Source organism: Candidatus Nitrosocosmicus sp. T (assembly GCF_054408485.1).
On the sequence record NZ_CP166992.1, the window covers coordinates 1764320 to 1791266 of the forward strand.

21 protein-coding genes, 2 tRNA genes and 1 pseudogene are annotated in these 26947 nt (G+C 34.3%); 9 read left to right on the top strand and 15 right to left on the bottom strand.

All coding sequences use genetic code 11. The annotated features are described in order from the left end of the window. Positions 1-2377: 2377 nt before the first annotated feature. The 3 genes from AB0A59_RS08965 to AB0A59_RS08975 all read right to left on the bottom strand — a co-directional run bounded on the left by AB0A59_RS08965 (position 2378) and on the right by AB0A59_RS08975 (position 5501). On the bottom strand, positions 2378-2629 hold the full coding sequence (locus AB0A59_RS08965; protein WP_458743105.1) for a hypothetical protein: 252 nt from the start codon (positions 2627-2629) through the stop codon (positions 2378-2380). A 346-nt stretch (positions 2630-2975) separates the two neighbouring features. Beyond that, positions 2976-3542, bottom strand: a complete 567-nt coding sequence (locus tag AB0A59_RS08970; protein WP_458743107.1) for a hypothetical protein — start codon at positions 3540-3542, stop codon at positions 2976-2978. Between the two features lie 732 nt (positions 3543-4274). Continuing rightward, entirely contained in the window at positions 4275-5501 is a 1227-nt protein-coding gene (locus tag AB0A59_RS08975; protein ID WP_458743109.1) for a hypothetical protein, read from the bottom strand. Positions 5502-5639: 138 nt separating this feature from the next. Between AB0A59_RS08975 and AB0A59_RS08980 the strand changes: the two genes are divergently transcribed. Beyond that, on the top strand, positions 5640-6485 hold the full coding sequence (locus AB0A59_RS08980) for a DUF72 domain-containing protein (RefSeq protein WP_458743111.1): 846 nt from the start codon (positions 5640-5642) through the stop codon (positions 6483-6485). A gap of 52 nt (positions 6486-6537) precedes the next feature. On the opposite strand, the gene AB0A59_RS08985 is transcribed toward AB0A59_RS08980, so the two are convergent. From AB0A59_RS08985 to AB0A59_RS08995, 3 genes are all read right to left on the bottom strand, one after another. Beyond that, positions 6538-6972 carry a hypothetical protein gene (locus tag AB0A59_RS08985; protein ID WP_458743113.1) on the bottom strand — a complete coding sequence of 145 codons (435 nt, stop codon included), beginning with the start codon at positions 6970-6972 and terminating at the stop codon, positions 6538-6540. A gap of 223 nt (positions 6973-7195) precedes the next feature. After that, positions 7196-7269, bottom strand: a tRNA-Ile gene (locus AB0A59_RS08990). Positions 7270-7323: 54 nt separating this feature from the next. Further along, complete coding sequence (locus tag AB0A59_RS08995) at positions 7324-7977, bottom strand: TenA family transcriptional regulator (RefSeq protein ID WP_458743115.1); 654 nt, start codon at positions 7975-7977, stop codon at positions 7324-7326. Positions 7978-9608: 1631 nt separating this feature from the next. Here AB0A59_RS08995 and AB0A59_RS09000 point away from each other — a divergent pair. After that, a tRNA-Glu gene (locus AB0A59_RS09000) sits at positions 9609-9704 on the top strand. Positions 9705-9917: 213 nt separating this feature from the next. On the opposite strand, the gene AB0A59_RS09005 is transcribed toward AB0A59_RS09000, so the two are convergent. The 4 genes from AB0A59_RS09005 to AB0A59_RS09020 form a co-directional block, all read right to left on the bottom strand. After that, positions 9918-10124, bottom strand: a complete 207-nt coding sequence (locus AB0A59_RS09005) for a hypothetical protein (protein ID WP_458743117.1) — start codon at positions 10122-10124, stop codon at positions 9918-9920. A gap of 164 nt (positions 10125-10288) precedes the next feature. Continuing rightward, on the bottom strand, positions 10289-10504 hold the full coding sequence (locus tag AB0A59_RS09010; RefSeq protein WP_458743119.1) for a hypothetical protein: 216 nt from the start codon (positions 10502-10504) through the stop codon (positions 10289-10291). A 273-nt stretch (positions 10505-10777) separates the two neighbouring features. Beyond that, positions 10778-11290, bottom strand: a complete 513-nt coding sequence (locus AB0A59_RS09015) for a nitroreductase family protein (protein ID WP_458743121.1) — start codon at positions 11288-11290, stop codon at positions 10778-10780. A 520-nt stretch (positions 11291-11810) separates the two neighbouring features. Beyond that, positions 11811-12476, bottom strand: a complete 666-nt coding sequence (locus AB0A59_RS09020) for a GNAT family N-acetyltransferase (RefSeq protein WP_458743123.1) — start codon at positions 12474-12476, stop codon at positions 11811-11813. 821 nt (positions 12477-13297) lie between these two features. Between AB0A59_RS09020 and AB0A59_RS09025 the strand changes: the two genes are divergently transcribed. Continuing rightward, entirely contained in the window at positions 13298-14176 is an 879-nt protein-coding gene (locus AB0A59_RS09025) for a polyprenyl synthetase family protein (RefSeq protein ID WP_458743125.1), read from the top strand. A 327-nt stretch (positions 14177-14503) separates the two neighbouring features. Here AB0A59_RS09025 and AB0A59_RS09030 read toward each other — a convergent pair whose 3' ends face one another. Then, entirely contained in the window at positions 14504-15271 is a 768-nt protein-coding gene (locus AB0A59_RS09030; protein ID WP_458743127.1) for a tRNA (adenine-N1)-methyltransferase, read from the bottom strand. A gap of 86 nt (positions 15272-15357) precedes the next feature. Here AB0A59_RS09030 and AB0A59_RS09035 point away from each other — a divergent pair, with 86 nt between their 5' ends. Continuing rightward, positions 15358-16050, top strand: a complete 693-nt coding sequence (locus AB0A59_RS09035) for an FxLYD domain-containing protein (RefSeq protein ID WP_458743129.1) — start codon at positions 15358-15360, stop codon at positions 16048-16050. Between the two features lie 56 nt (positions 16051-16106). Here the strand turns inward: AB0A59_RS09035 and AB0A59_RS09040 are convergent, their stop codons facing one another. After that, positions 16107-16460 carry a hypothetical protein gene (locus tag AB0A59_RS09040; RefSeq protein ID WP_458743131.1) on the bottom strand — a complete coding sequence of 118 codons (354 nt, stop codon included), beginning with the start codon at positions 16458-16460 and terminating at the stop codon, positions 16107-16109. A 57-nt stretch (positions 16461-16517) separates the two neighbouring features. On the opposite strand from AB0A59_RS09040, the gene AB0A59_RS09045 reads away from it, so the two are divergent. After that, positions 16518-17345: a metallophosphoesterase gene (locus AB0A59_RS09045; RefSeq protein WP_458743133.1), complete on the top strand. Its 828-nt coding sequence runs from the start codon at positions 16518-16520 to the stop codon at positions 17343-17345. A 22-nt stretch (positions 17346-17367) separates the two neighbouring features. On the opposite strand, the pseudogene carB reads toward AB0A59_RS09045, so the two are convergent. The 3 genes and pseudogenes from carB to AB0A59_RS09060 form a co-directional block, all read right to left on the bottom strand. Continuing rightward, a pseudogene (gene carB, locus AB0A59_RS09050) lies at positions 17368-20684 on the bottom strand (carbamoyl-phosphate synthase (glutamine-hydrolyzing) large subunit). 66 nt (positions 20685-20750) lie between these two features. Further along, complete coding sequence (gene carA / locus AB0A59_RS09055) at positions 20751-21914, bottom strand: glutamine-hydrolyzing carbamoyl-phosphate synthase small subunit (RefSeq protein WP_458743135.1); 1164 nt, start codon at positions 21912-21914, stop codon at positions 20751-20753. A gap of 44 nt (positions 21915-21958) precedes the next feature. Next, the gene (locus AB0A59_RS09060; RefSeq protein WP_458743137.1) at positions 21959-23185 is read right to left on the bottom strand and encodes a glycosyltransferase family 2 protein; all 1227 of its coding nucleotides are present in this window, start codon (positions 23183-23185) and stop codon (positions 21959-21961) included. Positions 23186-23255: 70 nt separating this feature from the next. Here AB0A59_RS09060 and AB0A59_RS09065 point away from each other — a divergent pair, with 70 nt between their 5' ends. From AB0A59_RS09065 to purD, 4 genes are all read left to right on the top strand, one after another. Continuing rightward, positions 23256-24584 carry a hypothetical protein gene (locus AB0A59_RS09065; protein WP_458743139.1) on the top strand — a complete coding sequence of 443 codons (1329 nt, stop codon included), beginning with the start codon at positions 23256-23258 and terminating at the stop codon, positions 24582-24584. Positions 24585-24618: 34 nt separating this feature from the next. After that, on the top strand, positions 24619-24960 hold the full coding sequence (metG, locus tag AB0A59_RS09070) for a methionine--tRNA ligase subunit beta (RefSeq protein ID WP_458743141.1): 342 nt from the start codon (positions 24619-24621) through the stop codon (positions 24958-24960). A 310-nt stretch (positions 24961-25270) separates the two neighbouring features. Next, positions 25271-25603, top strand: a complete 333-nt coding sequence (locus AB0A59_RS09075) for a hypothetical protein (RefSeq protein ID WP_458743143.1) — start codon at positions 25271-25273, stop codon at positions 25601-25603. A gap of 50 nt (positions 25604-25653) precedes the next feature. Then, complete coding sequence (purD, locus tag AB0A59_RS09080; RefSeq protein ID WP_458743145.1) at positions 25654-26940, top strand: phosphoribosylamine--glycine ligase; 1287 nt, start codon at positions 25654-25656, stop codon at positions 26938-26940. The last annotated feature ends 7 nt before the right edge of the window (positions 26941-26947 follow it).

Genomic DNA, 26947 nt, shown 5'->3' on the forward strand with positions numbered 1-26947 from the left:
AGCTATTATGTACAAGCAATATGTCAAGGTATGAGGTATTGTAATGACGAAATGATAGTAAAAACAACGAATGTCCCAATCTAATTTCTGGATCCCATCCTTAAACATAGATTCTGTTCTACTTTAATCAATCAACCAACTGAAAACTATAGGAATTTTTACCATATGAAAATAACAACTCTTGAAAGAGTTATGATATCGAATATCGGTAGTTAACCAAAATGAGATGCTTAAATGATGGATAAATTTACTTTTATTGTGGCAAGTATATGCAATAATAAAAATCAAAATATAAAATCACTATCTTCTTCTGCAAAAACTATTTAATTTACTCCAGGAGCTCGGTATCAATGCCTTTTACCAATTGAATTACCCTATTTCTATTTCCTCTTTCAAGGTACTATTAATTTTATCCATTATAGGAATGTTCCAGCTAAAGGTATCCTTTTTTATCCAAGTATTTTGAGATTTTTGTATATGAAACGAAATCGCAAACAAAAGTCGCTAGGGGAAGTTCGATCTCATAAATTGAATAGTTTAGATGATTTCAGTAAGGATCTAGTTATCTTACTCGGTTTGGCAAGTGCTCTTCTGTGACCAAGGGAACTGAATTCTTTGAAATATAGGCTTGTAGGTGCTAATTGGGAGCATCCTCAATTATATGGATTTAATTCTTAAGATTAAATATTCTAGAGCCTTTGAAGGAAGAATAAAAAATTACTTTGAACTTGAAGCTCAGTTATTTCTTTAATCTATTTTTTCTTTTGATATTTCTTGAAAAAATTTGCACCAAGTCAAAAGATCGGACAGAAGGACTGAGTAACATGCATCCTACGATTTTGATTGTCTGAATATTTTCGTACATGCCTAAAACATAGCATGTTACCTAAACTCGTAAAATAAGTCAATTATCGACCATCAATATCTGTCATTACTGATAAATCCCAAAAATATATTATTATAATAGTTAGTTTACGGTCGCTCCTCACCAACTAAAGTGTATCTCTCCAAAATTTCATTTTCTCTTGGGAGTGCATGATATTACTTATTAATATAAGAATTTTTGATGGAAAATAGATTAGAATTTAATGACCTAAGGTCCTAGGGCTCTGGCCCCGTGATCAACCTTTTACCACAATATGGACAATATACTAAAGGCGCACTAGCAATACAGCCTTCAAATATCAAATAGTAAACTCCTTTGTGATCTCCCGAATACTTAAAAATCTCTGTATCGCGTCGAATACATTCACACTCATATTCTTCTTTAAAGCTCTCACAACAAAATTGTTCTATCACTATTCGCACCTTACTCCCGAATTAAGGACAAAATAATATCTTTCTGTCACATCATATCTCAACTTCATCGGCTATAACTTTCAAGTTCAAAGACTCATAAATAGTATCAAATCTCCATTGAAACTTTCGTTATCAATATCACTATATCTTTTCAAGGAAGTAGCGTCAAAGAAAGGCATAAAGAATTGACCATTAAATGGTACTAAAGATAGGTTATTATAGACATTCCATAGGCATCAGTTAGTTTCATTAACGGATTACCATAATAGCACTTGTATTCACAATCAAATTTCAATTTTTTGGATCATTCTATGATATTGAACTTCATTCTAACAACATGCAATAATAACAATAATAAAGTATGAAATTCAAAGCGGTTCAATAAATGATATCAAATTTGGAAATATGACTGAAAAGCAAAGTAATCATGGAATGATCAAAAATAAAGATTCTAACAAAAGGTAACTTTTTTCAAAATAGAAAATTAATTGAATTGTTTTAATCATTTTTCTTAAGAATTCTAATCTGTTGTTATTCTTCCTCTTCTAATTTGTCTCTCCTTTCCTCTTCTTCATTTTCATGTTCTTCTTTTAATTGCTCTATATCTTGCTCCGTTTCCATTCTCTTTCTATAATTAACCCGGTCCTGTTAAGCATTTCATTCTTTATATTTAATCTGTTCAAAGCTCATTTCAATATTGGGTACGTTATTCTATATTATAATTAGATATTGTAAAAATTTAAGGAATTATTCCTGCGATAGGACCCACCACCTCTAATTTAGTACCAATCGTTTTGTACAATCACAGAATAGATTCACGCAATCAACATACATTTAACAAGACGTTTACATTTTATACATTGGACCGACTAATGAATTTGTAATAAAAAAATAGAAACGATGCACAAAAGTTTAGGAATGTCTAACTAGGTTTGATTATTATTAATCATATCAGCAAATAAAATCGGATTATTTTAGATAATGACCTTGCATTTGATACTTTGAATTTGTTAGTCCTAAATTGGACATATTAATTGGTAACTAAGTTTTAACTAAATAAAAAATATGTTGTATGTGGTTATTTGCAGCTACCTTTTGACCAGCCGACTTCGTATCCCTTGGCTACCTCTCCGGTCCCTGGATTATATTTTTTGCAATTGTCATGGTCAGCCCACCCAGTCTTACATCCATCTATCCATGCACTGGATTTTCCTTTCTCGTCTGCACAATAGTGTGAAGCAGCACTTGAAGGTTGATTCATTATCAGGGGAGTCATGGCCATTGATGCTACTGCTATCGTAATAACTAATAAACTTATTTTAGTATCCATCAGTTTTTAGTATGCGAATGTTTATATAAACATATGTTTACATTTTGGGATAACAACATTCATAGACTTTTATTTCCAAATGCCGTCAATTACAGATAGAATTATCAACTAATTGTTACTTGACTAATAGTTAGTTGCATAATTAGACACAAAAATTTGTAATCCCAAAGATTGAAAGAACATTCTGATTATAGGTAGCTAGTTAATCTTTTACAAATAAGATTAGATACTCTCTCTCTCTCTCTCTCTCTCTCTCTCTCTCTCTCTCTCTCTATGATGGACTTTAACTTGTATTCAGAACCTAGGTAGATTTCTCCAAAGATCCTATTGGCAGTAGGAAGGCAGTTCAACACAGATCAAATGTGTCTAAATAGTAAATAGCGGATAGGCACAATGTCTTGTGCTGAGTGCCAAATATTGGCTGGCTTCCAAAATGGTTATCTATAACAGATCCATCCAATTTTATACTAATTGCATGGTCACCTAAAATATTGATTTGCGTTGGAACATTATTTACAGGCCCTTCTCTCATAGTCACAGTTGATGTGCCATTATACAGTGTGGAGTTAATGGTGTTGTCTACAGTTGGTTGCCCGGCTAATTTAAAATTATAAATCGAATGAGTATGGTTTGCAGTACCGTCAACTTTTGCCATGTAAAATGTTGAGTTGAACGTAGGTGACACTGTGGTTGAATTGATGTTAGAGAACTTGAATACGCCGCCAAGTATCCATGCTGGATCGGCTGAGGTGCCATTATTAGTGGTACTAGTAATGGAGCCCCTTATTGCGTCATCAGTAGGATTGGTCAGATTCTTTGAATATACTGTATGTAGAGAACCAAATAGAATCAACAATGAAGATAATAATACTATTGCAAGTAGAGGCAAAAGTGTGAAGAATCGATTGTTCATCAATAACAGGGTAAGACCATCTTATATAAGCAATGATGATTTTGTTATTCTGCTCAAATATACAGATACATGGAATGGATATTTATGTAGTTGGATTATGTTATGGCGTTGTCAGCGAGTTATCAGCACAGTTTCCTTTTGATGTCAAATCTAATCTTCTAGGGTTTTTGATTAGAAGTAAGGATCAATTTATAACTATGACTATTATTTTGTTGAATATCCATTTCACCATATCATTTAGATAATCGGTCATATTTTGAATTACATTTCATGTCTTTTCATTTTCCAATTAGTTCTCTTTTCGTTTAGCTTCTAAGAATTTTCATATATATGAGGCATTGTTTCTCTCAATTCATCTACTATGGGTTTTGCTTTATGCCAAAAGGAACTATGATTAAAATAACAAAGTACATGTCTGGTGATATCAAACCATGACTAATTAGGGTGACTGATAACTCAAAGATCCACAACTTCAATAAAATACGATTTTTCTTACGAATCTGCAGAATATTTTTTTTGATACTCTTTGTAACTATTAGTATTTAATTCATCTAAAAACCAGAGTCTCAAATCTCTATGACTGTGGACATCCAACTTAATGCACTTGGCTCTTCAGATTCTTACCCAAAGAGGGAAAGAGGATTAATTCCATTAGACCTTAAATATACGATTGTATTCAGCAAATCATCCAGATATCAGTCCCCTAGAGGAAGGTTACTAATGGATTTGGGTCTATCTATGTTTCCTTCTGCTTTTCAGACTTTTCATATAATCAATAAAAAATGTCGCCAAGACTCCAGCTGCCCCACTGCCGAGAATTACTAGCGGGGTCCCATATGTATTCCAAAAGGCCATAAATTCCTCATTAACAGTTAGTGGAGGTATTACCTCTATTGTTAAATTACCTTTACCTATTATATCGCCAGTAGTAGGATATTTTTTGGACACTTGAAATTCTTGGTCCACAATTTCAGTTACTGTTTCATTAAACATAGACGATGTCAGTGATGTTGTTTGTACTAACATTGAAGCCTCAAACGGTATTGTATACACACCTACTGGTGATCGCGGAGAAACCTCTACCTCAAATAATGGGGGATGGGTTCTTTGGGTAGATACATTTAAGCCGTTAGAGCTGAAATTACGGCCATATTCGAAACCTATTCTAGTAACATTATTAGAGAGGGGTGTCTCTATTTCAGTGGGTATTATTTTCTTTTCTCCTTGTCTTATGACTATGTTCTCAGGATGTGTTAATATTTCTATGACAGGTGGAGGAACAGCAACCCAGCTTGTGAAATCCCTGACTTCGCTTGAGTTGAAGGATTCTGCTGTATAAAACGATAAGCCATAATTACTTGGAGAATTTATGGAATCTAGGTTTAATCGCAGTTTGACATATCCTGGCCCTAATGTGGGATTACCGAAAGGTTCAGTATAGTTTTTCTTGGATTCTATAAGTGCAGAAGTACCCGTTGATGATAATTGGTAAAGATATTCATTCCATTTTCCATTAACTGCCTCAACATAATAGTTATAATTGGCTCCATTATATCCTGAATTTTGAGGCAAGGAAACAATGGCAATAAGCACACCATATCTAATCTTTTTGAAAGGTTGATTGTATACAGAAGCATTTTCCGAATTTGATTTCACCCAAAATGTAATATCTAGGATTTTTCCATCACTAATATAATCTACTGCCAGCAGGTCTGCATGGTCAGACCTTAAATTGGCACTATCATTACCATATGTTTGAACCCAATCGTCTTTCTGATTGCTGATTTTTTTATCATGAATAAAGACTTGATCAAACACAGGCGGTGCAGCAAAAGACTCATGAAAAGGCGAATATGGGTTTAATATTAATAACAACACAAAAATAATACTAACTAAAGCAAATGCTATGAATGAGTATTTTTGTGATTGCAAGTCCGTATTTTGTAACCTTTTATACACCAAATAAAATCATATATAGATAAGCTTTTTGCCAATAATTCGCATGTTTTAAGCACATTAAAAATACTAAGTTTGGGAAGTAGTTTTGTTTTTTCTAAAGTTTTTGTATGTCTTGATCTATTTACATGAAACTTGACTTTGAATATAGGTTGCTCTGGCTGGAGTTATGAAGGCTGGAAAAGCAATTTTTATCCAAAAAAAATGGAAAGTAAAGACTACTTATCTTATTATTCGAAATTTTTTAAATTTGTTGAGGTTGATTCTACTTATTATCGCATACCCTCGAGATCTACAGTTAGAGGTTGGAAAGACAAGACCCCTGAAGATTTCAAGTTTTCTTTGAAATTTCCCAAGGTAATAACTCATGAGAAGAAATTAGAAGATGTGATAAAACCACTGTCTATATTATTCTATGCGATAGAAGCACTAATCGACAAAACACTAACGTTATTAATACAACTTCTACCCTTTCTTTCAGAAAAGAAAGGCTTTAATCCTTTGCAAGACATGGTCCGACATCTAGATAAGAGATTCAGATATTCTTTAGAAGTGCGACATTCCTCATGGTTTAGTGATAATGTATATCATTTTTTAAAAGATAATAACATCTCATTAGTTTGGAGTGTAAGGGATGAATTGGAATCTCCTTTAATCATAACTTCTGATCAGGTATACATTAGATTCATAGGGGATAGAAGCATTTCAGAGATGGATTTTGATAAAATCGTCAAGAACAGAAGAAATGAGATGCTTGAATATGTAAAGCAGGCTAGAGATTTGCAGAATGAAAGTTCAAGTATACGCGATGTATTAATAGCATTTAACAACCATTTTGCAGGCTTTGGTCCTCAATCCGTTAACGATTTTTTGAAGCTGATGGATATGTCTGAAATGGATTGGAAGACTGAATTGGAGCGATACGAAAACAATTCCGGTCAATCCAATGGACGTCATCAATCTAGTTTATCTGATTTCCCTAAATAGCTAACTCCTTAATCAATTTCCGACAAATAAAACTATCATAATATTTTTCCATTTAATCAATAAAAGATTGATTTATTTCATCTGAATTACCCTCAATAATTTCTATGTTGTCTGGACTTATTTTGATTGATTCAGTTATATCCCATAAGCTTTGAAATTCTCTAATAATTTGAGATTCGGTGCTATTGCAATTTTTACACTTAAAGGAAACTAGAATGTCAATACCCTCATTCGTAATAATATTCTCAATATTTTCTGTTATAATATTTTTCGAACTACAGTTGGGGCATTCAGCGTGCTCCATGAGAGCCAAAGGAATTATTTTCCATTCCGTCCACCAATTTGATGGGTTATTATCCGGCCTGGATTTGTTGAATCTATTTTTCCCATTCATTGTTTTTCGACAATAGCGGCATGTGGCCCTGCCATACACGGTAAATAGCCCAGTTCGATTTTTCCAATTTACTTGTGATACTTCTATCTTCATTTCACTCTTAACCCAAGACTTGCACCAAGGACACGGTTTCCCAAAATTTTTATACAATACGTAATAGAATGTGTGATGATTATTATTATTTATATTAAAATGGCTGAAACCTAATGGATCAGTCTACGTAATTGGAGGAGAACAGCCATGTGGGACTTTTGGTCCTCTTAAAACGAAAAATCCAATTTAACTATTGAATCCAGAAATTAAGTCAAATTTGACATGGGCCCAAGGGGGTTTGAACCCCTGACCTACCGGTTATGAGCCGGTCGCTCTACCAGGCTAAGCTATGGGCCCATTCATTTTTGTTTAAAAATGAAATGAGTGTATAAAGGTTTTGTTTATAAACACTTAACTTTGCACATTCTTCTTTACATATTTGTCGTGAACCGAATCTAATAGCTCATTTTGAGCGGTCAAAGAAATTTTTACGGCATTCATAACTTTTTCGTGCATAGTCTCTGGACATTCATTTAGAATATTCTCCCAGACTTTAGCATGATAAATATCTGCTTCCTTATGGATATCAAAATAACGATGTGAGTCATCATCAAATTTATTATAGAATTGTCTCAGTCCGTTACTCTTCGTCTCGCTTATCTTTGGCAATTCCTTTTCAAATGCATAAAGTGCGGCAACTCCTTCTTCAAACGATGATTTAGAGATCATTGATAAATCACTTATTGCCTTTCTAGTAAGAGATTCTCCAGGATATTGATTCAATTCTTCGGGTCTCACATTTAATGAAGTAGCAAATCTTATCCATGGTTCTACATGCTCTCTTTCCTCAGCAAGAATACTCTCAATTATTTTATCGTACCTCTCATTTTGATTATTTGCTAATACATTTTCAGCAAAAGATGGAACATTCTTCACTAGATGGTAGTACTCCTTTGAATATCCGCTCAACTGATCTAAGGTAAGCTTTCCTTCTTGCCACATCTGGTAAAATTTGTGCTTCAACAAACTATCTTTTTCAATCTCTGCATTGATTTTATCTATCAAGAGGGTCATACATCCTTGTTGTCATTTTTCCAATAATAAACATTTTGTATTTAAAATCTCACTCGACTAAATTAATCGGCTACTAACTTTACTTAGGATTTGTTTAGATAACTAAAAGAAGATTGTCATTCGGCAAAATCATGTTTAATTATTAATTCTGCGAATTAAAGACAAATTCCTCACAGTTTCTTTGACAAATTCTATTGCTTCATGAATAGGGATATTTCTTGCTATAGAGCAATGTTTTGCGATTTCTCTTAACATAATGTTTGGTCAATAAAAGTCAGTAATTTCACTCAACGAACTTGTCGGATTATGAGACAATAGTGAAAAGGTAAAAGAATTATCTAATATTCTGGCCTTAGTTTGAGGGTCCATACTACTTAATGAGGATTCAAGCTCCCGATATGGTTTGAACATTCACCTAAAATTCTCACTATTTTAGAATCAATGTTGGTCTCATCCTCCAATAAGAGATCTATGTAATCGTCATCCTGTTGGAACTCGAATTCTGATTGCAAATATTTGAATTTATGAAACTTATTGTTGTTAGAATATTTTAATTCTTTTGACCGATTTGTTGGACGACTCGAATTAGTGGAGCTATTAGAGTATGACACTATTTTGTCCGAATTATTATGGACAATGAGATTGTGTCTTAATGTATACTATTTTCTACTAAAATTAGCCTTACATCTCATACATACAGATGATTTGGATTTCATAAGTTATTTCAACATTCAAAATATATTTGATTGACTCGGAGTGACTCAAAACGACAAGTTTGACAAAAATAGTTAGATTGACAAACCATAACTTGAAAATCTATATCGCTATCAATAAGAATATTACTATTAACGACTGGCTGGCATCAAGTAGAATCAGATATCACAATCCAAAATTTTGTATCCCTGTTAATATTTATAAATAAGTTAGAATTGAGTAAAGAACTTTCTATATGAATTCGCTATGAGGCAAAACAATCTGAAAGACGTGATTTGCAAACACACTTTTCAAAACCTGTAGGATTCTAAAAATACTATCTGTAATACAAATAATTACTACTATTTGGACAGCAATCTATCAATAATAATAACTCCGCAACTATGAGAATCTAATTTGGTAGACTAGATCAGTATTATTATTTGTTCCAACAGAAGGTGAAGTATTATTGATTGAAGTACAAATATTCACATTTAACGCATTGAATTTTTTTGGGTTTGTTATAGCCAAATGGCTGTAATATGGTGCACTTAGCTAACTCACAGTCCTGACATAATACACGACATCCGAACTTATCCTTAATTCGATTGTTTTTTTTCATAGATGTTATAGTAAGATATCTCTTATCATCATTCAGGGCCTCTTCTAAAAATCGTATACTATTTTCGTCATATTTTGACACGACTATGTCAGAATCTATTTGTGGAGGTTCCAGTCTCTTGCTCAATATTTAGATATGAAACTACATATACTTGAGATTTTCCTTCTCAGCGGAAAATGTAGTCAGGAATTATTTACTCAATTATATCTAGTTCATGATGTCAAAGAGTATTTCAGAAAACAACAACCTCAACATCAGAAGACAAATAAAAAGGATTTTATAATATCTTTAAAATACTCAAATTGAAGCTCCGGTGGTGTAGTAGCAATAAAAGCTGCACAGTCCGGTCAAGCATTGCGGCCTTTCGAGTCGCAGATCCCGGGTTCAAATCCCGGCCGGAGCATTGGTGTTTTGCCAATAGAATTCTAAGATCAATAATGTAATTCTGAAGATAAATTTGAATACTTTAAGTTTAGTATCTGGAATCAGTTATGTTTAATTGATAACCTATGTTATAAATCTGACTGTAATTTATTGTAAATGTCAAATATCCCATGCTTGTTATTAAAACGGGCCTTTCTTAGATAATTAACTTGCAGTATAAAAGGTCTCATTCTCATCGTGCAAGGCGGGTCTTTCTTAATACTTCAAGCTCTCGAAATAGCATAGGACATTTCTCTTCAGGTTTTGACAAAATATTAAATGGTTTGACCGCTTGTTTAAGAAAGCTTAAACCTATTAAAATATTAAGGTTCAGAATATTGAATTGCGAAATAGTTGAACGATATTGTTCATCGATTGAACTATCATGTGAATTTATCATATTTTTAAATATATTAAATTTATAATTAATAACGAATTTGAATACTCAACCCTATTCAAATTAGAGTATGGCTCAACAGGAAAAGTATTGCTTCAGTCATCTACTTATCCATCATTCTCGCTCATAGGGTCCAATTAAATATTGAAATCTAGATATTCTTGCAATCATCTACTAGCATTGCTATTATAGGCTGTCGTAGAATTCGCAACTGAGGCATTATTTGAAAAAGCACCTGGATCGGCTTGATTCAAAGATATTTCGCCTAGAGGCTGACCATAGGTATCGGCGGGCATAGAATAATTATCTAATGATGACAATAACAGTAGGACAAGTATCAATGTAGGAATTATGGTCAAAGAACAAAAAGTCTTTATTCTCATAATTTTTATTACATATAATCCCTTAAAAATTTATTGTGGAGACGGGAATTTGAGTATTATGATATACAAGATTCATTCATCAATAAAACCTTAATGGCAATTTTAAGAACCTATGGCGTAGCCAGACTAATCAAATAATAATTACTCAAATTAATGACCTTTAGCCGCCCCATTTCAGCATATTAATCATATTTAAAATAATACTCATCAGTAAGCGATTTACTTATCAATTTCATCGAGGTACTGACCTCATATCACAAAATTGCTTTAGAATCAAGATTTACCGTATTCTTCGAATGAAACTAGTTCATGCATAGTCAATCTATTCTTCTTTTTTGTCTTACCAGTTATTTTCCTTTTTGGGTATCCAAATCCCACTACAATTACCGGTTTATAATCAATTGGGATAGCAAAATCTTTTCGCATTCGATCCTCTTCAATCCCAGTAAATAGAGCAGAACCAACGCCGTAATTCCAAGCAGCAAGTTGCATATTCTGCACTACCTTGCCAGCATCAATAAGATGAAATCGAAAATAGGGATTAGTTAGAATGATTATTGCGAAATTAGCCCCAGAAATCCACTTACCACTAGTGCTATCATCAGATAATTTCATCAGATTATCTTTATTCTGTATGACTATAAATCTCCATGGTTGAGTATTTAGAGAACTACCAGTAAGCCTAGCCGATTCCAAAATTTTTAACCTTATTTCTGAAGAGACACTCCTCTGATCATCAAATTCTCTTACCTCGAGTTTCGTTAATATACAATCATAAGCATCCATATTATATCATCCATAATTAATCATATTAATAATTTCAGATAATTTTATAGATTAAAAATTATGAAACATTAAACTAAAGTAAGATAAAGATGAAGCCAGGGTCTTCAAAAAATTTGGTAATGAGAGGTGCTTTTGTTGCTATTAGATTTATTCGAAAGTAGAATAGGTCCGGTCGGTAAAATTATGGGTACTATGTTGACGATACAATGAATATTCAGATGGTTCTAGTGCAATTTATCTTTGGCCATAAAAAAGAATCCAGACTGTATGTCATACATTTCAAGACAACATTTGTTTTTTCCTGTTTACAGCAAGAAGAATAAGTATTAACAACGATTAAAGATATGATGCCTTTATTCGTTATTTAATCACCTTATGAATTACCAATCATACTACAATACAAAGATTGATTCAAGATAGTTCTTAGAATCAATGAAAAATTCTGTCTAAACTTCTGGGCACTAACGGTAAAAGAAAATGAGGTTTATTCCAGATAGAATGGAACTGTTAAACGTTGACTTCATTTTTCCTGGTTCTGTTCATAATGAGGATTAATCCATTCTATGAAGCCTGCATAGTCTAACGAGCGAGCATCATCAAGATAATTTGAAAGGATTTTAATAAATTGAAATCCATTGATGAGGTCAAAACTCAACACAAGGTCGTGCAATTTGCAGTTTACAACTTCCAGAGCATACTCTATTGGTGTTAATTTTTCAGAATATTCACAATAATTGTAGAGTCTACCACCCGCAATCATTCTTTTCAAATTCATTCTCATGGTGATATCCTTTCTCCCTTGATACAACTTATGGCCTATACCCCTATGCCTAACTTTTGGGTGTGTGGAGATATCAGCTCCATACAGAGTATCACCACCTGGTAAATGTGTTGTGAGCAGTCCATTCCCAGTAATCTCCGTCCAAGTGTGGTCAGCATAATTAGGATTTAAATGAACGATTAGACTTGTAGCGGATCCTACAATTTTACCCTCAAGCTCAGCAATAAGTTGACCCTCTGGGAATATGTTCAGATGACTTTTCAATTCCTCAGGATGCCAAATATTACCTAGCTTTGCTAACTCAGCAAAAGATTCTTCCTGTAATCTTACAATCTCTGGAATATCAGCAACAGTAGTTGGCCTAATTAAAACCGAATCCGAATCAAGGACATAAAAGGAATTCATTAATGCACTATAGAATTAAACTAATGATTTAAATTTTTTTTGCATGATTTAGTGGTATTAGACTGAGGAAAAGCTTTAGTAGATTTCTGCATCAAACTATATAGAGTCTAAATAACTAAACATCCATTATTGGCGAGGTTTTGTTAAATGAGAAAGAACAGGAATGAATCCAATCAGTCTCATATTTTGCTGTTACTAGAGGAAAAAATTGCAGGGTATATCCACAAATAGATAGAGGTCTGACATAAGAAAACTCCTAAATTAGTTAAATTGTCATTTTGTTAGTACCTGACAGCATAAATCATTTTAGTTTCTGCTCAGCAGATATTTTTAAGCTCCCCTGTAAAATGACATTGTTATTCGAACCAGTAAATGGTTAGACTGCTAACTTAATGAAAGTAATCCAAAAACAAAGTCAAACTTCAATCTTTTCAAAGAATCTATTTCTGAGAAAATTTCCTAATAGCATCAATTAATACTAGTTTTGTCTCAGGTAACCATAATAGTACTAATTTAGATATTTGAATAGAAATCACTTATTTTATCAGTCATGTCTTCACATAGGGAATGTAAATATCCTTTCCTCGAAAGTATTTATGCTAAATCAGCAATTTCTTCAATTGATCCATTGTCATCTTATAATTGTAAAAACTAGCGCTTTGTTGTAGAATACTTTTTGCAATTTCTAATTAGTGTGACTATTACTGGTCCAATATTATTATGAAGACAAATCATATAAAATCCTAAATATATCTCCTTAACGATAAAAACAAGCATTAATAAGTTCAGAGGAAATTACTTATGTAGGCTAGGAATTATTATTGAATGAAAGAGACTTTCAGTTAAATCCATTTGTTGAAAGGTTTAATGAATATATTAGCAAAATTAATGAATCCTTATCGAGAGAGATAGAGTCTTATTCTTGGTCAGAGTTTTATCTTCCACTCAAATATGCATGTCATGGTGGTAAACGAATCAGACCGTTGATTTTAAACCTCGCAGCTGAAACCATTAACAATGACAATATCAGCTCTCTAAACTCAAAGGCTATGGAAAATATTTTTGCTGTTTCTTCAGCAATCGAATTACTACATACAGAATCAGTGATACATGATGATATTATAGACTCAGACAACATCAGAAGGGGTTTGCCTTCTTTCCATGTCAAATATGGTTATAATGCAAGTATCCTTACAGCAGATTTTATTTTAGGCATCATACTAAATATAAGTGCTAAAACTAAAAACAATCGCGTTACTCAAGAACTATCTACCGCATCGATCAAAATGAGCGAAGGTGAAATGCTTGAGTTACGATTAGTTAAAAATCACAAAATATCTCAAGAGGAATATATCACCGTCATTGAAAATAAGACGGCATCATTGTTTGAGGCCTCGGCTAAAATCGGTGCAATATTGGCAAATGGGAATGAAGACCAAATTAATGCTCTTGCAAATTTTGGCCGACTTCTGGGTATCGCTTATCAGATCCATGATGACTTGATTGATTATAATAATGAAGAAAGATTGTTTAACATACTGGTCAAGCAGAACGACGAAGATAATATATTTATTGAGATAATGGAGAACACTTATCTTACCTATTCACAACTTGCTAAAAAGGAGCTCGACAGCATAGAGAGTAATCATCGTTCAAAAAAAATACTGCAGGATTTGACCAATCTTGGTTCATTTTCTTAAACATAGTCCTATGACATTGGACTTTATATGTTAATTAACCTGTAATTAAAAATCTTTAAAGTAACTAATTAGAGTTAGGGCTTTGATTTTCGTTAAAGAACTAGACATAATGATTTAATACTAATTAAGATTTTTGTTAGTAATTTTTCGTTATTGATCAGTCGTTACTCTATTTGCTTGCAGATCCACCAATTTGTTTCCCAGCGGTCAGCAAATTGATATCGATCAGCTGTACTTATTTACAGGATAGGTGACTTTACTAGTTTATAGTATCAAACAGATCTGGATAAAGCATGAAATTAAAAGATGACAATTTGGAAAACTGCTCTATTTCAACACTTTTCTTGCAAATCCCAAGTATGTCGTATGTCCTATCATTCTCATAGAAGGACGGGTTTTGCCTTCTCTGGCCTCGATTTTTCGAATAAAGGTTTCTACACAATCTGAATCAACAAAACCACCGCGGAAAAAATGGGTCGCCAAGTTTTCCAATTGATTCATCGTTGGGCATATACACACTACGGATGCACCGCTCTTCATGCATGGATGAACCACATCTAAATAATTCCATGGATCACCTAGATCGATCACGACTAGATCCACGTCATGGATTTGATCTATTTTCACGGGTTCAAATATTGCTTGGGTTACAAAAGCATCCATCCCAGATTTTTCTAAATTCTTCTTTGCTATGGACATGAAATCCTCATTAACATCAAAGGTATAAACATGACCTCCTGGCATGACTATACTTGCAAGGAAGGTAGAGAGAGCAGCACTTCCAGTCCCGATCTCTAATACTTTGGAGCCGTTTCTCAGGCCAGTTCTAGCCGCAATATACCCATAGTCCTTTGGGTATACAATTTGTGTCGTTCTCTGAGATTTCATTACAAAGTCGTATGTATTAGGTGGTAAAAGGAAAATCTTTTTATCCTTATTTGTCATGATGTGAGAACCATATTCAAGGCCGATCGTTGAACCTGTATCAATAATCCCAAGATGAGTGTGTAATTTTTTTTCATTTTCAATTCGTATTAGCCATTTCTTGTCACTATTAAAAAAAAATAAGACAAAAGAGCCTTCTGATATTATCAAGGATTTCTTTTATCTAACTATGCTCAAATATATATTATTTTGAGATTGCCAAAAGTTAATCTAAGCATCCCCTGCAAATAAAACTAGTGAAAAGTGTGTTCTTTGTTTACAATTCAAATTACTTATTAGGAAACTTATGCTGTCTAACGCTTGGTGCTTTAGTCATATGGGGTATCATACTACCACTAGCAAATGATGATGCAGTATTTGGTCTAAAATTATTAAAAACATCTTTGAGTCAGGACCAAAATGAATTCCATCATATAATCGGTTTAGCTCAAAATGATTTGAATATGACTCTAGACAACATATTTGTTCAAGTAAATATTTTAGACGAGGGTAATACTATATTGGGTAATTATAGCAGTCAAGTTGAGGTTCATCCTTTAAACCCGTTGGAGGTAACTCCTTTTGACGTTATCATATATGATAAGGATCACAACAGTTTGGTCAAGAATTATACCATAGACTCTACCTATGACAAAGTAAAAACTAATATAAGAGACCTTGAAATACATTCTACGAACTCTAAACTCGATGCAACCGGATTTTACTATATAAGTGGTAGAATAACTAATAATATGAATATTACTTCAAACAGCACAACTATAATTGCTGCTTTAGATAACAAAAATGGTGATTTAATCGGAATTTGGAAAGCCCAGTCAGAACCATATAATATACCCCCATTTTCCGTAGCTTCATTCACAATTCCAGTAACTGATCGTTCGCTAGGGTTTAATATCAATAATTATACATTGTATTCCAATAATTCATAAAAATCTTTAATGCAACTAGAACAACAATGTACTATTATAACACCGAGAAAACAGGGTCACTCCGTTCTAGGATTCTTTAGGGAGAGAACATATTTTTCAATTTCATTAAATCTTAGTATGGCATTCTCACTTTGCAATACAGGAGCAAAAGTCTCATCATTTTTGATTTTGTGTAAAACCTGAACTACCTCATCTATTGTAACTCCATGTTTAAGATCGTAGTCAACCTGTTTACAACAATTTGCTATAGTGCCATACCTTTTGTGTTGTCGTTTTTCCCATATACTCGCAGTTTCTGATAGTCCTGTAATAAATTTTTTTATAGTTTTTTCAACATGTTCCAAATGCCATTGCTTCATGGGAAAACTATTTTGGGTCAAAAAAATATCATTATATAGTACATCATACATACATATAAGTGAAACTTGTATTCTTCAGGTTTTAGATATTAACCAATTAGGACCCTTATGATAGAAGATTCAAATATTAATAAAAATAAGTGTTTTCCACTTTACCCTCATCCCATTCTATTGATAGAGACCACAGGTTCTAAGAAATTTCTGGTTATTTCAGATGTCCATATTGGGATGGAAGACAGAATAAAAAGAAATGGCATATTAGTTGATTCGAGAAAAAATACTGATGAATTAATAAAGCTACTAACGAACATTTATTTGGAAACGGGTGTAAAAGAATTGATCATCCTTGGTGATTTGAAAGCATCTATTAGGATTATAACAAGGACAGAATGGGATAACGTTCCTTATTTTTTAGAATCATTGTGTAAATTATTCAAAATCTACCTTATCCCAGGCAATCACGATGGTAACATTAATCAATTATTACCCGAAAATATTAATATAATGCGGTCACATGGTATGGAAATAGATAACATATTATTTACACATGGCCATACCATTCCTCGGATTGGAATGAATGTAGAAAAGATTATTGTAGGGCATTTGCACCCTATAATCCATAAAGAAGGAAGTATATTGCATGGTAACAGAATTTGGGTAAAAATCCGTCTGACTAAAAAGAATTTGTCTGGAAGAAACCACAACATAAATGCCAGAAATATAGAGCTGATTATAATGCCTCATTTCAACAGTATTCTAGATTACTATAGTAAAATAAATAGGAACATTTCAGGTAGGATGCCAGGAAAATCTCGATTACCACTACTGGATAAAATGATCAATAAATTGGACTGGTCAGTAGATAAAGCATTTTTGTTCTCCATGGATGGATCGATTATTGGTTTGGAAGAACAATTAACGGGATTGCTTTACTAGATAACTGTATAACAATATAGGTTTAGTAGCTATCCATTGGTCTAACAGTAGGCTCGTTATGCTTAATCCACTCCAAAGTTTTCACGAAGGAAATTGTACTTTCCACCGTAGTTAGTACTGGTATTCCCATTTCTACCGCTTTGCGTCTTATTTGGTATTCATCATAAAGCATTCCAACGTATTTTTCAATTGTTGATGTTGATGGTATATTTACTATAAAATTAATTTTCCTTTCAGTTAAAAGCGATAATATGTTTGGATGCCTTCCGGGTTCGCTAATTTTGTGTACTAACTCCACATTTTCAATTCCAGATTTCCTAAAGTATTCTGCAGTATGTTCAGTTGCCAATATTTTGAAACCTAACACAGATATAAGGGAGACGAGCGGAAGTAGCTTTTCTTTATTCTTTGTTCCTCCTATTGTAATTAATGCCGCTCCTGCAGTTGGTAAAGAGTATCCTGCAGCCAGATATGATTTCGAAAGAGCATCATAGAATGAGTTACCAAAACAAGCAACCTCACCCGTTGATTGCATTTCAACCCCCAATACAATATCAGCTCCTTCTAATTGCATAAAAGAAAATTGGGGTACCTTAATGCCAAACCCAGATTTCTTGAGCCAATGCTCATTATCTATTGTCGGAAAATCGTAACCCAGAATGGATCTTGCCGCTAATTCAATTAGATTCAGGTCATAGAACTTTGATACAAATGGCATTGAACGAGACGCCCTAACATTAGCTTCAATCACAGATACTTCATTGTCCTTTACCAAATATTGGATGTTCAGAGGACCTTTTACATTCAATGCTTTACCTATCTTAACTGTGTATTCAATTATTGTCTCCATTGTTTCCCGATATAGACGCCAGGGTGGAATGCACATCATAGCATCACCGGAATGGATCCCTGCGTTATCAATGTGTTCAATAATGGAACCAATAACAATTTCGTTAGTGCCACCGATGGCGTCAACTTCAACCTCTGATGCGTCTTCCAAAAATTTGCTTATTACAATTGGATAGTCAGGACTTATGCTTGATGCCTCTAAAATAAACTGCTCGAGTTGACCTTCGCTCCAAACGACTTTCATGGCTGCGCCACTTAAAACATATGACGGTCGTACCAAGACGGGGTATCCTTCTTCGTTAGCAAAATTTTTTGATTCTTCCAAATTGGTAAACATTTTCCAGGGGGGCTGTTTTATTCCTAATACATCCAACAAATGACTAAATTTAGAACGATCCTCTGCATTATCTACGTCTTTACTAGACGTTCCTAATATTTCGACATCATATCGGCTCAATTTGGAAACTAAATTGTTTGCACTTTGTCCACCAACACAGGCTACTAGACCTTTCGGAGTCTCTTTTTCATAAATATCTAAAACCCTTTCCAAGGTCAACTCTTCAAAATATAACCTATCTGGTACATCATAATCCGTGGAAACCGTTTCAGGATTACAGTTTATGATAGATATATTATTTACCCCATTCTTTCTAAGACCAAATACCATGTTGACAGTTGCCCAGTCAAATTCAACACTACTCCCAATCCTGTACGGACCAGCCCCAAGTACGATTATAGATCGGTTTTCTTTATCGTTACTAGAGGATAAGTCATCGAATTTACCATTATATGTAAGATACAAATAATTTGTTTTTGCGGGCCATTCTGCAGCTAAAGTATCAATTTGCTTTACTACAGGTGTTATCCCGAATTTTTTTCTTAATTCCCTTACTTGATCTTCTTGGAGATTCAAACAACGTCCCAACTGTTTATCAGAAAATCCTAATTTTTTTGAATCTTCAATTAAATGCAAATCAAACTTTGAGCTTTTCAATTCATTCTCTTTGTCAATTACATTCTTGATTTTAATAAGAAACCAAGGATCAATAGCTGACAGTTTATTTATCCTTTCAATACTAATTCCGACCTTTATTGCTCTTACAACATTGAAAATTATTTCATCGTCGGGGTGAATTAATGAATATTCTATTTTTTCTATCAGAGAAGTGTCATGATTCGCCGCTGAATTTTCAATCTGTCTAGTAATGGAGACATATTCCCCTTCATCTCCGTCGTTGGCCACCAGCCCGTCCTTGCCGATTTCACACATTCTAATCGCCTTTTGTATAACTTCTTCAAAATTTTTCCCAATAGCCATTACTTCACCCACAGACTTCATTGCACTACCCAATTTCCGCTTTACTAGCTCAAATTTCCTGAAATCCCACCGAGGCATTTTTACTACCATATAATCCAGTGAAGGTTCGAAACATGCTGAAGTCACTTTTGTTATTTTGTTGACTAGTTCAGGCAAGGTGTATCCGAGTCCTATTTTTGCGGCCAAATATGCTAAAGGATAACCGGTAGCCTTGCTAGCAAGTGCTGAAGATCGTGACAAACGTGCGTTTATTTCAATGGCACAATACTCATCGGATAAAGGATTCAACCCGAATTGGATATTACATTCTCCATTAATTTTACAATATGTTGTAGCTCTCAAGGCGGCGTCTCGCAGCATATGATATTCTCGATTATTCAGAGTTTGGGATGGGGCAACAACAATATTATCTCCTGTATGAACTTTCATACCCAAAACATTTTCCATATTACATATGATCACGTTGTTCCCGACAGAATCTCTCATTACTTCATATTCGATCTGCTTCCATTCTCCGACGTACTTTTCAATCAGAACTTGGTGTACCATGCTTAACGATAGTCCTCGTTGAACTATTTCGTGCAAATCATAATCATTATATGCCACACCACCACCTCTTCCACCTAGGGTGTATGCCACCCTTATTATTACGGGGAAACCAATTTCCTTTGATACAGTTAGTGCCTCCTCATAAGAATAAGCGGTTGCACTATCAAGAACAGGAACGTTACTTTTTAACATTGCATCCTTAAATTTTTGTCTATCTTCAGTTAACTTAATACCTTCTATTGAAGTATTTAAAACTCTTATATCATATTTTTGGAGAACCTCATTGTCATAAAGATCAACTCCGCAGTTTAAAGCAGTCTGACCACCAAAGCTGAGCATAATTGAGTCAGGTCTTTCTATTTCTATAACCTTTTCAACGAATTTCCTATTTATTGGTAACAAATAAACTTTGTCTGCGAATTTCCTATCTGTTTGAATAGTTGCAATGTTTGGATTGATTAAGATACTATCTATACCTTCCTCTTTTAAGGCCTTTAAGCATTGAGAACCAGAGTAGTCGAAATGGCGGCCAGATTTTTGATCTAGCTTTCGCCTGCTTCTCCGATTTTTATTGCTCCGCTACCTAGTACCAGGACCTTATGTATATCCCTGTTTCGAGGCATTGATATTCATCACAACTAACATTTTGACTAAAACTATGAACATTACGAATTAAATTTATATCTTTTCTATGGTGCCACGATTCCGTGAGTCTTTACTAGGTCTCTAAATTTATCAAAGACATACAAACAGTCGTCAGGACCAGGTGAAGCTTCAGGATGGAATTGTACCGCTATAATTGGCTTTTCCGTATGTCTTATCCCTTCGACTGTGTGGTCATCTATATTTTCGAACCAAATCTCAAAATCAGTCTTATCCAAACTATCCGACTCAATGCCATATCCATGGTTTTGACTAGTTATGATCGTTTGATCGGACACTAAGTCCACACAGCTTTTATTTTGACCTCTGTGTCCAAATTTTAATTTATGTGTTTTAGCTCCTCCAGCCAATGCGAGAATTTGGTTGCCTAAGCATATTCCTAATGTAGGTACGGATCGTCGGATTAATTCAGAAGCAGTCTCTATAGTCTCCTTACAGACTATGGGGTCTCCAGGGCCGTTACTTAAAACTACGCCAACCGGCTTATGTGCCATTATTTGATCAATCGAGGAATCCCAAGGCATCCTTACTACATGGAATCCCATTCTCAAAAGATTTCTTATAATACTGAATTTAGTTCCTGTATCAATTAATGCGATCTTTGGAGACGATGAGTTTTTTCCATAATATGTAGGCTTACTAATTGAAACCTCAGGCATGAAATTATAAGAATCATAATCAAAGCTCTCCTCATTCTGGGTTTGAGACTTCTCCATTACGATTTTCGAGTTCATGACACCGTTCGACCTAATTTTTTTTGTCAATTCCCGGGTATCCACACCACTGATTCCGGGAATTTTCTCGTCGAACATCCATTGATCAAGAGTTTTTTTACATGACCAGTGACTTGAGACATTCGATAAATTATTAACTATTATGCCTCTTGTCTGAATCCGATCAGATTCAAAATATTTTGGCAAACCAAATTCGTCCAATTCCTTCTCAGAAGGAACACCATAATTACCAATGGAAGGATACGTAAAGCACAATATTTGTCCTCTATATGATGGGTCAGTAAGTGTTTCAGTATAGCCTACCATACCAGTGTTGAATACTATTTCTCCAGACACGCTTGTTGGGAATCCAAATCCAGTACCTTCAAAAATAGAACCATCGTCAAGAATTAGTTTTGCTTTATAATCTATAATTCTGTTTAAAAGAGTCGGAATTTTTTGTCCCTCACAAACCAAAATTTAGAATCATTTATAAATTTTTGTAAATGATTTTTTAGCAATTAATCCCCTTTGCTATAATTATATTCCCTATCTCGCCATTTTATCTTTCCGTTCTTTTTGGACGTCAATACAGACCAAATAAATGAAAGGGATACAACGAAACAACCAATTGGGGCACCTAGAAAGTAAATCGCTTTATGCGTTTCGGCTTTTTTCAATTGATAAAAATTTGTTGCATATATACACAGCACGCTAAATAATGCAAACAGTATCAAAATATTATATGAAATATCTTGATCTGCGAGATACACATAGTATGCAACTGAGGCATATATCAGAACTAGGAATGGAAATGGCATTAAAAAGAATATCCCGATGGTCATAAGGATTGAGTTTAATCGGTCGGTAAAGTATAAGGGAATAATCAATCTTTTTAGAGAATTCCACAAGGTATTAAAATCACGCGCCCAATAGGCTTGTAGTAAATTTTCACCACGGAACATTTTTAGATGATATCCTTCTTCCTTCAATTTCTTACCTAAAGCCCCGTCTTCCACTATTTCTGATCTGACTATGGCATGAGTGCCCACGCTTTCATAGCACTCTCGAGTAATCACAAAAAAGCTACCAAATAAATATCCAATACTGACATTAGGATCATTTACTCTCATAGGAGAGTATCTAGAAAACATGAAAACTGATAACACTGGCAATACCATTTTTACGATTAAATTTGGGTATCTCAAGTTGGGAACTGCGGTAATAACATCCAACTTTTGCTTGATTAGAGTGCCTAATGAATCTCTGACACTTCTTTTTGAATGGATCGTATCAGCATCGGTAAACATCAAGAATTTACCTTTTGAGTTTTGATATCCAATGTAACAGGGCCAGTTTTTTCCAACCCAACCTGCAGGCTTTTCTCCTGCTTTGAATATTCTAACTCTAGGATCTTGCCTAAAACTTTCCATCAAGCGCAATGTAGAATCTGTAGAGTTATCATCTATGAGTAATAACTCGTAATTTTTCATATTTTGATCGAGAAGACTTAGTATACATTCTTGAATATATTTTTCTTCGTTTCTAGCCGGAATAATTATACTGATTAATTCCCCTTCTAGATCCAAACTATCATCTGAATATATTTTTGGGGATAAATTAAATGATCTTCTTAGTACAGAAAACAGATAAATCCATATTCCAAAGGAGCCTAACATGATTACAGATAATGATATGTTGATGAATACGGAAATTTCCACCACTGAATCAACTTTGATTTTTGACATATAAATATAACATAGTACTATCATGGAATTAGTAAACATTTTTAAGTAAAACTTTTAATAAGCTTAGATAATGCTAAAAATTAAGATCGATAAACGTACCTTTACTTTATTTTTACTCGTAATTTCAACATTATTTCTATCTCAAAGTTACAATGCAGCAATTTTATTTGCTCAAACTGAGTCAGGCTCAGTCGACGGAGTAAATCAAAATCCTGCTGGCTCGATACTTGTTTGCGAATTTGTACAATTTTGTTCCGACCCAGTGGAATTCACTGGGAATGACAATGAGACATCTGTTATTACTCCAGTTACACCTGAGGGTGAAGCTCAAACAACAGCAGAGGGTGAAGCTCAAACAACAGCAGAGGGTGAAGCTCAAACAACAGCAGAGGGTGAAGCTCAAACAACAGCAGAGGGTGAAGCTCAAACAACAGCAGAGGGTGAAGCTCAAACAACAGCAGAGGGTGAAGCTCAAACAACAGCAGAGGGTGAAGCTCAAACAACAGCAGAGGGTGAAGCTCAAACAACAGCAGAGGGTGAAGCTCAAACAACAGCAGAGGGTGAAGCTCAAACAACAGCAGAGGGTGAAGCTCAAACAACAGCAGAGGGTGAAGCTCAAACAACTTCTGATTCATCTGACCTCTTACGAGATGTCACATCAAATATTTCATTGATAATGACTCCTGATTTGCCTGGTAGCGTGACAGAAGAAGAATTACAAAGCTCGAGCGATCAAAATTTATTAGGTGTTAATGAAAATCTTCAAAACTCACTTAATGCTACAGATGATAGTCAATTAGTAGTACCTGAAAATGCGACGGTGATTACACCCGACGTCCCAATCCCATCTGAAACTATAGGTGAAAACATTTCAATGACATTACAAGATGATAATGACACTCTAAGCACAGAAAGTAGTACAAATAATCAAAGTGAACTTGCAGAAACTTTACCTCTCAACAATATAACAATGTCCACGGACGATAGTAATATGTCTCAAAATACGTTAGTCGATGAGACCGTTGATTCAACAGTTGCAAATGAGACCGTTGATTCAACAGTTGCAAATGAGACCGTTGATTCAACAGTTGCAAATGAGACCGTTGATTCAACAGTTGCAAATGAGACCGTTGATTCAACAGTTGCAAATGAGACCGTTGATTCAACAGTTGCAAATGAGACCATTCAACAAGATACACCTACACAGATTGAAAATCAGAGCGGTATAACAAATGAAACCACAAGTCAAGCCACTTCAACCATAGATCAACAGGATAATACATCTATCGTAAATGAGGTCCAGCCTAGTTCGAGTCCAACGGCTGAGAATCAAACGAATCCTACCGCCTTCTTAGATCCCATAATTAACCCATTTAAGCAACTATTTGGACTGAAGTAGAGGAATTTTTTTCTTTTTGACTAGTTGACACAATATGAACGAAAATGAGAAAAAAATAACATTTGAGGAATTCAGTAAAGTTGAACTCAAGGTTGGTAGAGTCTTGAGTGCGGAAATTTTACCCGGATATAAGAAAATACTAAGGTTAATTGTTGATTTAGGCAGTGAGGAAAGAGAGATAATGTCTGGCCTGGCAAAGCACTACCAGCCAGATGAGTTAGTTAATAAAAATGTTATAGTTTGTACCAATCTAGAGCCCAGAAAGTTTGGAGATCAAGTTTCAGATGGCATGATACTTGCCGTAACAAACGATAGCGGTAGACCCATATTATTGACTGTTGTAGAGGATATAAATCCAGGTTGTCAAATATCCTAACTCATATGAATACGCTGAATATTTTGGGCCTAACGCTATTATTTTATCATTTATTACTTCCCAATCAATAGATCCAACATCCTTGAGGCCACGTAGATCTCATTTCAGGATCTGATTTGTATCTTTATCCATTTGTTCATTTATTTGTTCGATGAGGAGTCCTCAATCCCTATGAAGTATTAGTAGAGAACCATACAAAACCGCGTCCATAAATAGGACATAAAATTTCCCTATCCAAGACCAAAAATACATCCAACTTGAATATCAGCTCTACTATAAGGTTATAATCTATCCAAATAATTGATAAGTAGTGGATACCGATTTTGTTGATGATGATGATTTTTCTGATAGCTCTATAGTAACTGAAAGAATCACAGTTACAAAATATTTATTTTTACCGTCTGGCCATTTCTTTTGGGAGGTCCAGAGCCGAAAAAATAAAACAAGTTACTATGTGGATAATGTCCTAGCATTTTGTTCTTGTAAGGGGTTTTATTATAATTACAATAGAAAAAAATGCTATCATTTATCTGAAGTATCTACTTGTGTTGGAAAATCAAATTACAAAATCTCTCTTTATGGAGACGAATATCTTGATCAGGTCTTTAGAAGAATAATTCTTCAGATCATTTCTGGCTCATAGAATGCAATAACTTAATTTCAAATATATAATAGATAAGAATTCTATCCATCATGCATGATTACGAGAATGTACTGATCGTAGGTTCGGGTGGTAGAGAACATGCTTTAGGTTGGAAGATTTCTCAAAATAAAAAGGTAAAAAAAGTAATTTATGCAAATGGCAACGGTGGAACGTCTCCAAATATTCAGATATTGCCTACTGAAATAGACAAACTGGCACAGTATGCAAATGAAAGCAGGTTATTCACTATCGTTGGACCAGAAATACCATTATCTTTGGGTATAGTCGATGCATTTAATTCTTATAATTTACCTATTTTTGGTCCCACAAAAAATGCTGCCAGACTAGAAACTAGTAAAGAATTTTCAAAGCAATTTATGAATACTCATTCTATTCCTACCAGCGAGTTTAAAGTATTTACTGATTCAGGAAAAGCTATAGATTATGTAGAGAGGATTGATTTTAATGCGGTAATCAAAGCTGATGGACTGGCAGCGGGCAAAGGGGTCTTTGTGAGCAACAACAAAACGGAAGCTATAGATGCGATTGATCAGTTATTAAACAAGAAAATATTCGGTGAGGCATCCGAAAAAATCATTGTAGAAAAGAAAATCATAGGAGAAGAGGTTTCAATTATGGCCATCTGCGATGGAGAATCTTTCATACTTATGGATTCATGTAGAGATCATAAGAGAGTTTTTGATGATGATTTGGGTCCCAATACTGGAGGTATGGGTAGCTATTCACCTGTTCCTGAAATAACCGAAAATGATTTAAATTATATTTCAGATAAAGTCTTTAAGCCAGTCATCAAGGGAATGCAGGCTGGAGGCGATCCATTTCAGGGTTTTCTATTTGCAGGCATTATGATTGAAAGACACACAGGTAAGCCTTTTGTTTTGGAATTTAATGTCAGGATGGGTGACCCAGAGTGCCAACCACTTATGATGAGAATGCAATCGGACTTATTTGAATACATAAAAGCAGCAGAAAGACACTCACTGGATTCAATGCAGCCTTTTCTGTGGAAGGATAAATTTTCTACATGTGTTATGATGACATCTAAGGGATATCCCGATAAATACGAGACAGGGTATGCAATAAGAGGTTTGAGTCAATCAACTGACGACAGTATTATGATATTTCATTCTGGAACAAAACTAAACCAAACCAATGAACTTATTACCTCTGGAGGTAGAGTTTTGGGAATAACATCCTTGGGTAATTCAATTGATGAAGCCACGAGTAAATCCTATGAAAAAGTGCGTGAAATATCATGGGGAGATAATCAGCAGCATTATAGGAGCGATATTGGCAGAAAAGGCTTAGAATTTTAATGTTTGG

What these genes read in the sequence shown, in the direction of transcription:
- AB0A59_RS08965 (WP_458743105.1), bottom strand. Translation starts at nt 2,629, where the DNA reads ATGGATACTAAAATAAGTTTATTAGTTATTACGATAGCAGTAGCATCA.
- AB0A59_RS08970 (WP_458743107.1), bottom strand. Translation starts at nt 3,542, where the DNA reads ATGAACAATCGATTCTTCACACTTTTGCCTCTACTTGCAATAGTATTA.
- AB0A59_RS08985 (WP_458743113.1), bottom strand. Translation starts at nt 6,972, where the DNA reads ATGAAGATAGAAGTATCACAAGTAAATTGGAAAAATCGAACTGGGCTA.
- AB0A59_RS09005 (WP_458743117.1), bottom strand. Translation starts at nt 10,124, where the DNA reads ATGATAAATTCACATGATAGTTCAATCGATGAACAATATCGTTCAACT.
- AB0A59_RS09010 (WP_458743119.1), bottom strand. Translation starts at nt 10,504, where the DNA reads ATGAGAATAAAGACTTTTTGTTCTTTGACCATAATTCCTACATTGATA.
- AB0A59_RS09015 (WP_458743121.1), bottom strand. Translation starts at nt 11,290, where the DNA reads ATGGATGCTTATGATTGTATATTAACGAAACTCGAGGTAAGAGAATTT.
- AB0A59_RS09020 (WP_458743123.1), bottom strand. Translation starts at nt 12,476, where the DNA reads ATGAATTCCTTTTATGTCCTTGATTCGGATTCGGTTTTAATTAGGCCA.
- AB0A59_RS09040 (WP_458743131.1), bottom strand. Translation starts at nt 16,460, where the DNA reads ATGTATGATGTACTATATAATGATATTTTTTTGACCCAAAATAGTTTT.
- AB0A59_RS09045 (WP_458743133.1), top strand. Translation starts at nt 16,518, where the DNA reads ATGATAGAAGATTCAAATATTAATAAAAATAAGTGTTTTCCACTTTAC.
- AB0A59_RS09060 (WP_458743137.1), bottom strand. Translation starts at nt 23,185, where the DNA reads ATGTCAAAAATCAAAGTTGATTCAGTGGTGGAAATTTCCGTATTCATC.
- AB0A59_RS09065 (WP_458743139.1), top strand. Translation starts at nt 23,256, where the DNA reads ATGCTAAAAATTAAGATCGATAAACGTACCTTTACTTTATTTTTACTC.
- metG (WP_458743141.1), top strand. Translation starts at nt 24,619, where the DNA reads ATGAACGAAAATGAGAAAAAAATAACATTTGAGGAATTCAGTAAAGTT.
- purD (WP_458743145.1), top strand. Translation starts at nt 25,654, where the DNA reads ATGCATGATTACGAGAATGTACTGATCGTAGGTTCGGGTGGTAGAGAA.